The following is a 13,770-nucleotide window of genomic DNA, read 5'->3' on the forward strand; positions in this document are numbered from 1 at the left end:
AATTGTACTATCCAAGTAAGCATTGAAGAATTGCATGCGCAGATCGCTCAGGATGGTGCTGTACCACTTGGCTCAATGCTTCAAGTCGAAGTTTATGCAAACGTTCGTGATCATCAATCAACTCACATAACGTATCAAAAACTTCCTGGACGGACTCTGTATTAACAACTAATGCGTTTTCATAATGACGAGCAAAAGAATTCGCACCTCCAGCTATAGGAACAACCGCTACAGCACCGCACCCCATTGCTTCCATAGCGGTAAGCCCCATTGCCTGAAAATGAGACATATCAATAAAAATGTCAGTGCCGCTAAAAAGGCTCGCAATCTGCGAGGGCCGAAGTTGGCCATAATTTGTAATTTCATTAGAGTATTCACAGTGAGGCATCGACGGGCCATCTTTCTCAGCACCAAAAATTGATATTTCAATGCGATCAGCGAATCGCGACATAAGCATCTCAAGCAGATGCATGGTTCCTTCTGGGTTCCTACGGGGTGAAGAAGGACGAACCATTGCTACAACACGAATCGGATGACATTGTCTTTGAATAGAGTCCTGCTTCCATGGCCTGAAAAGATCCACATCATAGCTCGGACCGACAAGCGTAGGAAGCAAGCCTATATGGGAACTAACTTCCCGCTGGTTCCATTCAGTTTTAGTAAACAGCTTCATTCCAGGAATGAGAGTGTACGACTCTAGCGCCTTCTGGTATTCAGTAGTTCCTTCAGCAAAAAAATATGGTTCAAAATCCTGTATGTAATATCCTAACACTGGAGATTCAGGAAGATTTACGATGGGCTGTAACCATTGAACTGAATGATTTGCAGTTGCTATTACTGCGTCAAAATTAGAAGCAATCACCGTAATTTCATCGGGAGAGTCAACATAAATTATAGACACATCTAAATTTGGGAAACTCTGTTCAAACGTTTTTCTATGCACAGATAGATTAACAAAAGATACATCAACCCCCATTCGCGCCATGGCACGCAATTCAGTTATCACGACATTCGCACCACCACCGGCATACATAACTGGTAGGACAAACAGTAACCTTCGCCCTTCCCAGCGGGTGCGAGCATCTTTGATTAAAGCCTCTCGTTCAAACATTATCTTGGCATGTGCACGATTTGAGGTTAGAACACGATCCAAACGGCATTGTTCAACCCCACTATTGATGATAGCGTGTCCATGCTTCTCGGCAAGTTTAAGATTCGCACGATCCGCCAATACCTTACGCTTTTCGTGACTATAACTTTTTGACTGCGCATGAAATACATACGCATTATCAGCCAAAGCAAGCTCCCAACCAGCTTTTCGTGCACGGAGACAATAATCATTTTCTTCTCCGTAACCACGCCCGAAAGCTACTTCATCAAATATCCCAATTTGATCAATAACTTCACGACGAATCATTAAACAGAACCCATTTAAGAAACTCATTCTGGGATATACATGTGAAGAGTATTTAGCGATCAAGCCACTCATCTGCGAAACAGAAATTCCATCAGGTAGCGGATTAGTTGCCCAATCACCATTATCTTCGATTTCCGGAACTGACTGCCATGAGGCGGTGTTACTCAGAGGCCCTACAATACCTATACTAGAGGAAGATTCAGCGCAAACAACCAACTTTTCAATCCATCCAGGTGTCACAATCGTATCACTGTTCAGAAGTACGGCATAACCTCCTATAGATTCTCTAAGCCCCTGATTGGCTGCAAATGTATAACCGAGAGCAACATCATTACGTAATAGAGTAGCATTCTGTGAATTGCAAAAAGACTGAAGGTAAGCTTGGGTATCCTTACGACTACCATCATCAACAATAATAAGACGACATATAGCTGGGGAATAGCGAATTACAGAGCTCAAGCACCGTTTAGCATCATCTAAGGCATTGTGTACACAGACAATAATGTCTACTTCAGTTTTGAGGAGAAAATGCTGCCAAAATCGATAATCGACTGGCGCTACATCTTCGACGGAATCATTAGAAATAATTTGTTGACCTTTTTGTGAAGATTTCTCAATCACACTCGGTATGATTGGACTTTTAGATAGATTCCATTGTGCAGATGCATGAGAGTAAGCCCTCAGTTGAGCAACAAAACCACCTAAGCCACCACATCGAAAAACTTCAACAGCTCGACTAAACATTTTCGTGGTTCCGTTAATAATTCCACCACGCTGATTAACGTACTGCCTGACAAGTCTAAAAACATGCATACACAGATAAATCTGCCTTCTTATCCACCTTAGTGGCTTTGTAACCCTCAAAGAGTTTGAGTTCAAGAGATAAGTAATTTGGCTATTACGCTCTGTTACTGCTTGATTAAGACTGACTATCTGACTATCACGATCAGTAAGAGCCTTGTTTAGTTTGTTAATTTGGTCATCGCGATCGGTAAGAACATGGTTTAGTTTTTTTATTTGGTCATCGCGATCGGTAAGAACATGGTTTAGTTTTTTTATTTGCTCATCGCGATCGGCAAGAATATGGTTTAGTTTTTTTATTTGGTCATCGCGATCAACTAAAATTTGATTCAGGTTAGTTAATTCTTCAAGTCGTTGAATTAGTTCCTCATCGGGTGGAACTGATCGTACTGACCAAAAATTCGACGATTGAGCAGGGAGCACTGCTTTGATCGAATAATCGATAAGCTCTTTTGGAGCACTTTCAGTTAACGCATCCTGTCCGCTAATAATCCTTTTGCCAAGTTTATTCAAAGCTGGAACAGATTTGCGGATCACACATATAGAGTTAGAGAACTCAATAGAATGAATATGTGACAGAGGTACATCATCGAATGAAACACCATATTGATCAGAAAATCCAGCCAGTAAATCTTTACGTGGTCTATTTACTCCCCAATGCTCATAATTAATAACATCGGCTAATCTCTTAAAAAAAGTTAACGAAGAATATGGGTCAAACAATCCCCCTTCAAATTCCTGCCAATAACTACAGTGTAAATCCTCGACGACGAATAAACCACCATCATTGAGATGAGAAAAATAACGAACAAAGGTTTTAACAATATCAGATGAGCAGTGTGAACCATCATCAATAATCAAATCATAAATAGGGGAATGTTCTAAAATGAGCGTTTCAGTCTCATCCAAGTTAGCATTACCAATTACTATTGCAATATGAGGATCTTCAAATTGGAGATGATGGCAATCAGGGTTGATATCACAACCAACTAGTTTCTCTATTTTATTAAAATATTGCGGCCATACCTCTAGAGATCCACCATTCTGGACACCAATTTCTAGCATTCGAATCGGAGTATTTCTATAATCCGAAAAAAGTCGGTCATACTCAGCAAGATAAAGCGACCATTTGTCGGATAACTTACCTTGATGTTCTTCAAAAATTTGTATTAACGATTTTTGCATTATTCTGCACTCTTTAAAATCACTTCCTCAAATTGAATACCAACTAACCCATATCGAACCTTACTTGAGGATACATTCAGGATTAGGGCGTTATGCAGATAATGATGCTGTAAATTTTCATGGTGATCACCATCAGCTACTGAAGCCATAACCGCATATTCTCCATTAGGCAGCATTGGTAGCCGAAAAACGAACTCACCAATAAAGTGTTGCCCAGCTTGGATGGAACAAGGGTGGAGATCCGTAAATGACAGCGTATTTTCACCAAATAAATCCTGTCCCAATCTATCTCGGACAATAAAACCTAAAATGGGCTTAATCAATTCTTGATTCGCTTTAGCGTGGATTATTACTCGAACCCTTTCCCCACCATGAAAAACATTTTCAATCTGAGAGTCCAGTTTCTCAAAGTCAATAGCGATTATCTCTGCTGACTCAGTCTTCCACCCTTTAGCATAATCCATATTGTCTTGAACACTAAACGTTGCATGATAATCAATTTGCGCGGCTGTCTGATCAAGATAATCTGATTGAGCTTCTGTGGATTCAGACTGACTCTTTTCAGTACTATTCAGTTTCGCTGTGTCGCCATAGGTTGCTTGCAAAGTATCCTGCAGGTAAGCCTCTGCAATTTTTTTTGCCTCTCCTAATTCTTGAACAATCCCATGGTGAATCCATACACCAGTCTCGCATAAATTCAGAATCGCGCCCATGTCATGACTCACAAATAACAAGGTACCCTTTTCCTGAAACCTCCGTATGTAGCGCATACACTTTTGAGTAAATACTGCATCACCTACTGCAAGAGCTTCATCTATCACCAAAATATCGGCATCAACATGAGCAATTACTGCAAACGCTAACCGAACCATCATACCGCTTGAATAAGTCTTGACGGGCTGATTTATAAAGTCGCCAATATCAGCAAATTCAATTATGTCAGCGAAACGAGTATTTGTTTCTTCCATACTCAGACCAAGAACACTTGCATTCATGTAGACATTTTCACGTCCTGTAAACTCCGGATTGAAGCCTGAACCCAGCTCCAAAAGAGCAGCAATACGTCCGTTAGTTTGAATGCTCCCACTTGTGGGATTAAGCGTCCCACAAATCAACTGCAATAAAGTCGATTTACCACTACCATTACGTCCAATGATACCAATGGTTTCACCTTTATTTATCTCGAACGAAACATCCTTCAACGCCCAAAATTCACGAAAATACTGCTTTGGTTGTTTGCCTACCAAGCGTTGAAAACGAGGAAATATAGATTGTTTTAATCTATCATGAGGTTGGTCATAAATTTGATAACATTTGCTCAGGTTTTCTACTTTAATGGCAATATCAGAGGACATCAGCAAATCCCTTTCTTGTTTTCTGAAACCAAACAAAGCCAAGCCATGCGACCAATATACCTACTGCCAACATAATTCCTACCTGTATAAAATCCGGATTTCCCCCAAAGATCAGAGTGTTACGACCATCCTCAATGATAAAGGTCAGCGGATTAAATTTTAGCCACACTTGAAATTTTTCTGGAAGAGAACTGAGAGGATAAAACACCGGCGAGAGAAATAATAATATAGTCGTAAACATTCCGATAATTTGTCCGACATCACGAATATAGACTCCAAGGCCTGCCAAAAACCAAGCAAGTCCCATAGTAATTAAGGCTAACGGTAATAAAACCACCGGAAACCACAATACCGTCCACATTAACTGCTGAGCCAATATTAGTTGCGCTAACAGCAATACTAATAAACTGATAGATGTATGGAACAATGCCGAACCCAAAGCGACCCACGGCAAGATTTCCAACGGAAAAATGACCTTTTTAACGTAATTCACATTTGAAATAATCAAGCTAGGGGCTCGATTGATACACTCGGCGAACATGCCGTGAATAATCATGCCGACAAAAAGCAATATCGCGAAATCGGTTTTGCTTTCCTCACCTCCAACACCCCAGCGCGCTTTAAATACCACAGAAAATACAAAAGTATAAATCGCCAACATTATAAGGGGATTAAAAAAAGACCAAGCTATTCCCATGATCGACCCACGATAGCGGCCAACGACTTCTCGTTTTGTCAAAGCAAAAATAAGACTGCGATTACGCCAAAAACTGGCAACCATTTCCCGCGGAGAAATTTGAAACTGTTGCATTATTCAAATACTTCTGCTGTTTTAAAAGATTTACCTTGTTGATCCTTGCCAGACAATTGCGGAATAATATTTTGTATGGGCCACTCAACCCCTATACTTACATCATCCCAAGCAATACATCTCTCAAATTCCGGGGCATAGTAATCTGTCGTTTTATAAAGAAATTCAGCCGTTTCGGACAAGGTAATAAACCCATGGGCAAAACCTTCCGGCACCCAAAGTTGCTTTTTGTTTTCTGCAGAAAGCGTAGCCCCAACCCATTTGCCGAATGTGGGCGAGCCTCTACGAATATCTACGGCCACATCGAACACCTCGCCTTGCACCACCCTTACGAGCTTGCCTTGCGATTTAGGCGGCAATTGGTAATGCAACCCTCTTAACACTCCTTTTTGCGATTTGGAATGATTGTCTTGGACAAACTGGCGTTTCAATCCTATGGCTTGCTCAAATGATTGCTGATTAAAGCTTTCGAAGAAAAACCCACGTTCGTCGCCAAATACATTGGGCATGAGCAAAAAAACATCTGGAATTTCAAGTCTCATAATTTCCATTATATTACCCTCTCCTTTAAGATATCGATAAGATATTGTCCGTAACCATTCTTGGCAAGTTGTTGGGATAAAAATTCCAATTTTTCATCATCGATCCAACCGTTACGCCAAGAGATTTCTTCAGGGCAAGCTACTTTTAAACCTTGCCGCTGCTCTATGGTTTCGATGAACATACTGGCTTCATTCATACTCTCGTGCGTCCCGGTATCCAGCCAAGCATAACCCCTTCCCATCGTTTCGACGTTCAATTGACTCTTTTCCAGATAAATCCGGTTCAAATCCGTTATTTCCAGCTCACCTCGTGGCGATGGTTTTAGCGAGCTGGCGATGTCTACCACTTGGTTATCGTAGAAGTAAAGTCCCGTTACGGCATAATGAGATTTAGGTTTGGCCGGTTTTTCTTCCAGTGACGTTGCCTTTCCTTGGCTGTCAAAAGCAACGACTCCGTAACGTTCCGGATCATGCACATGATAAGCGAAAACCGTTGCGCCTTTTGTTTGGTCCGATGCGCGCTGCAGCGCTATTTGTAAATCATGACCATAAAAAATGTTGTCTCCCAGAACCAAGGTAGAAGGATCATTACCAATGAAATCCTTCCCAATGATGAACGCCTGCGCCAGGCCGTCTGGGCTCGGTTGCACAGCATAATGCAAATTAAGTCCCCAATCAGCGCCATCGCCCAGCAGTTCTTCAAATCGTGAAATATCTTGCGGTGTACTGATAATCAGAATATCCCTAATTCCCGCCAACATTAGAGTCGTCAGCGGATAATAAATCATCGGCTTATCGTAAATCGGTAATAGCTGTTTAGATAACACTTTAGTTACCGGATACAAACGCGTCCCCGAACCGCCCGCCAGTATTATGCCTTTGCGCTGTGTCATGAATTATTTCTCTAGGATTTCAGTAAGCATCCGAGCCACGCCCGATTGCCAGGAAGGAAGAGTCAAGTTGAAACTTTTTTCTAATTTACTGCTATTTAAGCAGGAATTTTTGGGGCGTCGAGCCGGTGCTGGGAATTCACTCGAAGGTATTGCGCGTATCGCCTCAGGCAACACCTTAAGATCCATGCCCATTTCACGGGCGAAATTCAACACAAAGGCCGCATAACCATGCCATGAGACATCTCCAGCTGCAACCAAGTGATAAATCCCCTGTAGAGATGAATTTTTCCGAGCTGCGCGAATCGCATGCGAGGTCACATCCGCTAACAATTCGCCTCCGGTAGGCGCTCCTACCTGATCATCAATCACCGACAGACCATCTCGCTCTTGGGCCAAGCGCAGCATGGTCTTGGCAAAATTATTGCCGCGCGCCGCGTAGACCCAGCTGGTGCGAAAGATAAGATGTTTGCAGCCCGAGTCGCGAATAGCCTCTTCGCCCGCCAGCTTGGTTTTTCCATATATATTTAGCGGGCTGGTTGCGTCGGCTTCCGTCCATGGCTTAGTGCCTCCGCCGTCAAAGACATAATCGGTTGAATAATGTATCAACCAAGCGTCCGATAACGCTGCCTCATGAGCCAAGACGCCAGGAGCATCGGCATTGATCCTGTGCGCCAGCTGCGGTTCGCTTTCCGCCTTATCGACTGCGGTGTAAGCGGCAGCATTGACGATCACATCCGGTTTTACCTGTTTGATGGTATTCGATACCCCTTTGAGGTCGGTAAAATCACCACAAAGATCTGAACTATTCGATCCCAACGCAATCACTTGCCCTAGTGGTTGTAAACTGCGTTGCAACTCCCAGCCAACTTGACCATTTTTACCAAATAATAGAATTTTCATTAACTGCGGTTTGCGTAATTCTTTTCGACCCAATCTCGATATACACCTGATTGCACATTGTCTATCCAGGCCGAATTCTCCAGGTACCATTGCAAAGTTTTGCGAATGCCGGATTCAAAGGTTTCTTGTGGCGCCCAACCCAGTTCACGCTGGATCTTGCTGGCGTCGATGGCGTAGCGGCGGTCGTGGCCGGGACGGTCTGTGACATGGGTAATCAAATCTGAGTATGAAGAGATTGCCGTGTCGCTATGCTCCTCGCAATGACGGTTTTTGGTGGTTGTCTGGGTTGCCGCGTCGCTATGACGTGAGCTTAACGGAACGAGCTCGTCCAGGATTTTGCAAATGGTTTTGACGACTTCGATGTTTTGCTTTTCGTTGTGGCCACCGATGTTGTAGGTTTCTCCTACCTTGCCTTCGGTGACGACCTTATAGAGAGCACGAGCATGGTCTTCAACATATAGCCAGTCACGGATTTGATCGCCGTTGCCATACACTGGCAGTGGTTTACCTTCCAGGGCGTTGAGTATCATCAACGGGATCAATTTTTCCGGGAAGTGATATGGGCCGTAGTTATTGGAGCAATTGGTTATGAGTACCGGCAGGCCGTAGGTACGCATCCAGGCACGGACCAGATGGTCGGAACTGGCCTTGCTGGCCGAGTATGGGCTGCTGGGTGCGTAGGCGGTTTGCTCGGTAAATAAGGGTAATTTTTCACCCTCACCCCGCCCCTCTCCCATCGAGGGAGAGGGAGCATTCGCTTCATCAGGATGCGGGAGGTCGCCGTAGACTTCATCCGTAGAGATGTGATGGAAACGGAAGCCTTGCCGACGGGTCGCTTCCAGGCTCTGCCAGTATTGGCGGGCGGCTTCCAGCAGGGTATAGGCGCCAACGATGTTGGTTTCGATGAAGGCTGCGGGGCCGTCGATGGAGCGATCTACGTGGCTTTCGGCAGCCAGGTGCATGATGGCATCCGGCTGATGCGCGACAAATACTTTCTCCAGCTCGGCACGGTTGCAGACATCCACCTGCTCGAAGGCATAGCGGCTTGAGCTATCAACTTCACGCAGGTTTTCAAGGTTGCCTGCATAGGTAAGCTTGTCGACGTTAACGACGCTATCCTGAGTATTCTGGATGATATGGCGGATAACGGCGGAGCCGATAAAGCCTGCACCGCCGGTGACAAGAAGTTTCATATTAGGCTTTGTAAGTATTTGTGGAAACCGGAAACCGGGTCTGGGTAAAAATTTTTTTCAAAATAGTCTTTTTTTCACTGTTCGAAGCGTGCCACAAAATACTCCGCCACTCGCTCCATCTCTGGATAGATATAGGGTCTGGTCACTCCCAATCTTTCCAGATCCTTCATTCTTATATCGGCGCTCAGCAGCACCTTGGTCATCTTAACGATCGGATAAAATAAGCGGTCAATACTCGAATTTAACCTGAGTTTACCATCGTGCATGTCAAGCACTGGAATGGCACTGTTAATATCGTACTCGTTGAGGCCGAACAGGAGATAAGCGCCTTTCTGTCCGTGCAGACGATTATTGGTCAGCTTGGGCTTCACAAAGTGGATCGAAAGTAGGTGGTTGGGGTTGATTTTATGACTGAAGTAACCTTTCTCTTCTTTGATGTCATGCAACAAAAAGCCGGCGCTCCGCGTTTGGTTAAACTCCTCGATATCTGTTCTCAGATCCGTAGCATCACGGAGTAACGCACATTTGGATTTGTGCCCGGTGACACCATCATTGAGTGGTGACTTAACCAGGTTAGCAACAACGCTAACTGCATCTGAGTCGTAGTATTTGACCTGTGCTTCGTCAATTTCGATAAGATAAACCACTGCCATGCTGTCGCAACCCTTTTTATCAAGCGCGAAATACAGCGCACTCAATATATCTTCGCTGAGGTCAAGCAAACGTGTTGGTGCGCGGTGGTGCTGCATACGGCTAAGCTTGTCGAATGCTGTCTTGTCGACACCGAACTCATGATCATTGAAGCGCTGCATCTCACGGTAGATCTTATCTTCGGCTTGGAGCCTTTTTTGCGAACGGTAAATGCTTGGCGTCAGCGCGTTGGCGCCGTGGTCTTCGTTTTCACCTCGGAAATAGACGCGGTTACCCTTATTGTGCCGCTTAAATCCCTCTACCACAGCGATCAGTTCGGAGATGTTTTTAACCTTTTCGACAGCTATCTGGTATTGCATTTGTATCAAAGTTAGTATCAAAGGAGTATCAAAGGGGTCAGGCTCGATTGAAAATAGAATTTTCTTTATTCATAACGCCTACGACAAGACGATATATCTATTTCTTTTTTGCCTTCGTATATTGTATAGACCAACCTATCCTTTTAGTTAATTCTTCTGGACTTGTTGGTAAGCATGATCAGTTGCTAATAATGCTTGCCAAGTGCGTAAACCTTAGCTATAAGCTCCCGGCTATAATAGCTGAAGCCAGATAGCTATAGCCATCTGGCTGCCCTGCCCTACGCTCATGCTTAACAGATTTTTCAATACATAAGCCTTAGTTTTTAGCATTAGGAGATATCTCTCGCATTCAACATGGCTGTCGTTTTTTAATCTGACTTAGGATATGGTCGTAAATAACTTCCAAGATCCCTCCATCGTTCCCGCGCTCTGCGAGGGGATGAAGTCTGAACCACAGAGCACTCATCGTTATACACATCTTGTCTCGACATCGCGTTGAGCCTCATACGCAATGACGTCGGAGTAAAAAAGCTTGAGCTTTTTTAAGCAAAAGCTCAAGCTTTTGCACTCCCGGAAGCATTCCGGCACAGAGCGCAGGAATGCTTGTGAAGACATCCATAAACATTGAATCCCATCAATCCCCAGCGGAACGCTCACTCTTTACGCCAATCAGAATACATCTTATGAATCAATCCTGTGGCAATATAGAAATCGCATTGGTTTTATTGATTTTTTTTGACTTATGTATAACGATGAGCGCAGAGCATGGAAACCATATCGGGAAGTTATTGTTAGCAAAATCCTTAATGCGCCAGCCTTTTTTCAGATTGCGCTTAGCGCAAAACTTTTCATATTATAGTACATTTCATCGTGATTGGGGATACTGAACTGATTTACTAATACGGCGGACGCATTTAAACTCTCCAGAAAACAACCTTTTGGCACTGTAATCATCTCGCCAAGACTTCATCGTGGATTGCCTGGCGGCGAATCCATCCGATTGCGATGCAAATGTAGCCTTGCCTTCGGATGTGCTGTACTGCGTGAAGCACATCAAAAACCGGTGCGCTTCACGCAGTTCAGCACACCCTACCCGCACCGGTAGGTTGGATCAAGCGCAGCGATCCGCCAATCTAGAGCGGCTTCGCGAAGCAAGCCGCCAAAAAATGCCACCGAAGGCAAAATTAGCCGTTGTGCGTATCCAGGCGGATTGCCTGGCGGCGAATCCATCCTACCGAGATCATTGTATTAAAGGTACAAAAGTTGTGTAGATACCTACTCCGGCTTTCGCGAGGACTTTCTTTCGGGTTTAAATTCAATAGACTTCGTCATGCACGCCGATATCAATTGGGATAATCTCTTTTTCTTTAAACATAAAATCAATCACGATTCGATATTCCATATTGATTGAAACACTGTGACAATCGTTTAATTTGCCTTGGAGCTTGTGCAAACGCAGTGACGGGTGAAAAGGATCAAGCTCAAGCAGCTCAATGGTTTTTACATATCTTTCCAAAGCGTCTGGGTGCTTTTTAATAAACTTTTTTAGCTTTTTAAAATACTCATCGGTCCGAATGATTTTATAGCTCATCCATCAACTCTTTTGTATGCTCTGCCGCAGTTTGCACTTTATAGCGGCCGTCTTTGATATCTTGCATCGCTTTCATGTGGGCAAGATCGAGTTCATTTTGTCTAAATTCGTTGTAGCGTTCTATATCCAACACCACATATTTATTTTTACCCCGCACATTAATGACGAGTTCATCGGCTTTTTGGAGCATTTCCCCAAAAAAAGAAACGCCCTTTGTCTTAACTTCGCTCGCTGTAATAATCATAACCGTATCCTTAATAGTACTTTTAAAAGCATCTTAACACGGTAATAAGCGGGGGCAGAATTATTCTCCACGCTTATTGGATGCATGGAATTTGACCATACCACTATGGGAATGATGCATTTGTGACGCGCTACATTGTCGGTGCATGGGGCTTTAGTGGATTGCCTGACGGCGAATCCACCCTGTGTTCGCGTTTTTGTTGCCGCCGATTTTGCATTGCTTTTCTGATTAATGCGACGAACATTCCCGCCATTAACCCTAAGACAACCGCAACAGCTAAAATCAGCATTTTTTTCGGTTTAATAGGTTTTTATGGAATTGTCGTCAATTGGTCGATAGCCGCCGGTTTTATTTTTTCGGCGCCAAGAGATATAGCATTCAACGATGCAATGCGTTCCTGCAAATTGCGTATCCCATCAATAAACGAATCGTCGTTTTTTCGGTTTTTTAACAGTTGAATTTCGGCTTCGATTGCCTTAGTCCCGCGCATATACTCCATATTCAATTGATTAGCCGCTTCATCAATCTTAGGTTCGACAATACCTGTTGCCTTCGCCAGCACCAGCGCTTCCTGAAGCTGCGCAATCCTATCCATACGGCGCTCCCGCGCGATTTTTCTCTTGCCGATAATTTGGTCTTGAATAAAACTTTTTTGCTTTTCCAATTCCGCATTGACAGAATCGAGTAATTGGCTTGTTGTCACTGAGGTGACAAAATTAACGTATGCATTATTGCAATAAGTGTTCACTGACAAGTTTTAACGCTAGATAAATTAACGATATTTCGCCGCGCCATCAATTGGATCACGCCATCGACGCATTCATCCAGCGAATTTTCACCGGTCTTGACGATCAGCTCAGGCCGCTCCGGCTCTTCATAAGGCGAATCGATACCGGTAAAAAAAGGAATCTCGCCTGCTCTGGCCTTTTTATAAAGTCCCTTGACGTCGCGTTGTTCGCAGGTTTCCAGCGGGCATTGGCAATAGATTTCCAGAAAATCGCCATGCGGCATTAATTTTCGGGCGGCATTGCGATCCTCTCTGAAGGGCGAAATAAAGGCGGTTAACGTGATCACGCCGGCTTCGGACAATAATTTCGCAACCTCGCTGATCCTGCGTATATTTTCCACCCGGTCCGCATCGGTAAAGCCGAGATCGCTGCATAAGCCGTGACGGACATTGTCGCCGTCCAGCACGAATGTAGAAATCCCCAGTTTGTGCAGTCGATCTTCCACCGCATGGGCCAGCGTCGATTTACCGGAGCCGGAGAGCCCGGTAAACCATAGCACCGCGCTTTTATGATTATGTAGCCGCTCTCTGTCCTGCCTACTTACCGCCGCATGATGCCAGACGGTGTTAGTGCTTTTTTGGGTCATAGTTGTTCAACTTGATTTTATTGTGTTTATAGTTCTATAGCGGCCTGCTCTGTACACGACCAAAATCCTAAGAATTCGCAATAAATTGATTTTCATGGGGAATTTTGCTTTCTTGTGTAGAATGGGTAGAGCAATGCGAAACCGTATTTATTCCAAGACGATTTGTGCTATCTTCTGGTTCAACAAATTCAGTTCGCTATAAAATTCACCTCGAATCAATTGGTACATTTCGGCCATTTTTTCAGGCACATAATCATGTGCTATTTTATTTCTGATATCTCTCATATCCAGCCAAATATCAATAAGTGATTGGTAATAAGTATAGTTGTATAAGCCATCATCCATGATAACTGGATTCCGGCAATCCATGCCGGAATGACGAAGCACCTAAGACCATCTGACTTTTTTCTAGGCACTTAATGCGCCGTTTTTTCAACACTGGCTTTTAACAATT

General features: G+C 43.9%; 14 protein-coding genes. All 14 read right to left on the bottom strand.

Translation table 11 applies throughout. The features are described from left to right. Positions 1-7: 7 nt before the first annotated feature. Positions 8-3,403 (bottom strand): glycosyltransferase, encoded by a 3,396-nt coding sequence (locus Q9L42_RS03000; RefSeq protein WP_349431865.1) that lies wholly within the window; start codon positions 3,401-3,403, stop codon positions 8-10. Continuing rightward, complete coding sequence (locus tag Q9L42_RS03005; RefSeq protein WP_349431866.1) at positions 3,403-4,758, bottom strand: ABC transporter ATP-binding protein; 1,356 nt, start codon at positions 4,756-4,758, stop codon at positions 3,403-3,405. Before Q9L42_RS03005 ends, Q9L42_RS03000 begins: the two co-directional genes overlap by 1 nt. After that, complete coding sequence (locus tag Q9L42_RS03010; protein WP_305909909.1) at positions 4,748-5,569, bottom strand: ABC transporter permease; 822 nt, start codon at positions 5,567-5,569, stop codon at positions 4,748-4,750. The genes Q9L42_RS03005 and Q9L42_RS03010 overlap by 11 nt, the downstream gene beginning before the upstream one ends. Beyond that, on the bottom strand, positions 5,569-6,120 hold the full coding sequence (rfbC, locus tag Q9L42_RS03015; RefSeq protein WP_305909908.1) for a dTDP-4-dehydrorhamnose 3,5-epimerase: 552 nt from the start codon (positions 6,118-6,120) through the stop codon (positions 5,569-5,571). Before rfbC ends, Q9L42_RS03010 begins: the two co-directional genes overlap by 1 nt. Beyond that, positions 6,120-7,004, bottom strand: coding sequence for a glucose-1-phosphate thymidylyltransferase RfbA (gene rfbA / locus Q9L42_RS03020; RefSeq protein WP_305909907.1), 885 nt, complete (start codon positions 7,002-7,004; stop codon positions 6,120-6,122). The genes rfbC and rfbA overlap by 1 nt, the downstream gene beginning before the upstream one ends. A 3-nt stretch (positions 7,005-7,007) precedes the next feature. Further along, positions 7,008-7,904, bottom strand: coding sequence for a dTDP-4-dehydrorhamnose reductase (gene rfbD, locus Q9L42_RS03025; protein WP_305909906.1), 897 nt, complete (start codon positions 7,902-7,904; stop codon positions 7,008-7,010). Further along, complete coding sequence (gene rfbB, locus Q9L42_RS03030) at positions 7,904-9,097, bottom strand: dTDP-glucose 4,6-dehydratase (RefSeq protein ID WP_305909905.1); 1,194 nt, start codon at positions 9,095-9,097, stop codon at positions 7,904-7,906. Before rfbB ends, rfbD begins: the two co-directional genes overlap by 1 nt. A gap of 74 nt (positions 9,098-9,171) precedes the next feature. Further along, the gene (locus Q9L42_RS03035) at positions 9,172-10,107 is read right to left on the bottom strand and encodes an FRG domain-containing protein (protein WP_305909904.1); all 936 of its coding nucleotides are present in this window, start codon (positions 10,105-10,107) and stop codon (positions 9,172-9,174) included. Positions 10,108-11,422: 1,315 nt separating this feature from the next. Then, the gene (locus Q9L42_RS03040) at positions 11,423-11,698 is read right to left on the bottom strand and encodes a type II toxin-antitoxin system RelE/ParE family toxin (RefSeq protein ID WP_305909902.1); all 276 of its coding nucleotides are present in this window, start codon (positions 11,696-11,698) and stop codon (positions 11,423-11,425) included. Then, on the bottom strand, positions 11,688-11,942 hold the full coding sequence (locus Q9L42_RS03045) for a type II toxin-antitoxin system Phd/YefM family antitoxin (protein ID WP_349431867.1): 255 nt from the start codon (positions 11,940-11,942) through the stop codon (positions 11,688-11,690). The genes Q9L42_RS03040 and Q9L42_RS03045 overlap by 11 nt, the downstream gene beginning before the upstream one ends. 130 nt (positions 11,943-12,072) lie before the next feature. Further along, a complete protein-coding gene (locus Q9L42_RS21420) occupies positions 12,073-12,246 on the bottom strand; it encodes a hypothetical protein (RefSeq protein ID WP_432648891.1) in 174 nt (57 codons plus the stop codon). Between the two features lie 6 nt (positions 12,247-12,252). Further along, positions 12,253-12,645 (bottom strand): hypothetical protein, encoded by a 393-nt coding sequence (locus Q9L42_RS03050; protein WP_305909900.1) that lies wholly within the window; start codon positions 12,643-12,645, stop codon positions 12,253-12,255. A 41-nt stretch (positions 12,646-12,686) separates the two neighbouring features. After that, the gene (gene cysC, locus Q9L42_RS03055) at positions 12,687-13,316 is read right to left on the bottom strand and encodes an adenylyl-sulfate kinase (RefSeq protein ID WP_349431868.1); all 630 of its coding nucleotides are present in this window, start codon (positions 13,314-13,316) and stop codon (positions 12,687-12,689) included. Positions 13,317-13,463: 147 nt separating this feature from the next. Then, positions 13,464-13,661, bottom strand: a complete 198-nt coding sequence (locus Q9L42_RS03060; protein WP_305909899.1) for a hypothetical protein — start codon at positions 13,659-13,661, stop codon at positions 13,464-13,466. Between the last annotated feature and the right edge of the window lie 109 nt (positions 13,662-13,770).

Source organism: Methylomarinum sp. Ch1-1 (assembly GCF_030717995.2).
GTDB classification, from domain to species: Bacteria; Pseudomonadota; Gammaproteobacteria; order Methylococcales; family Methylomonadaceae; genus Methylomarinum; species Methylomarinum roseum.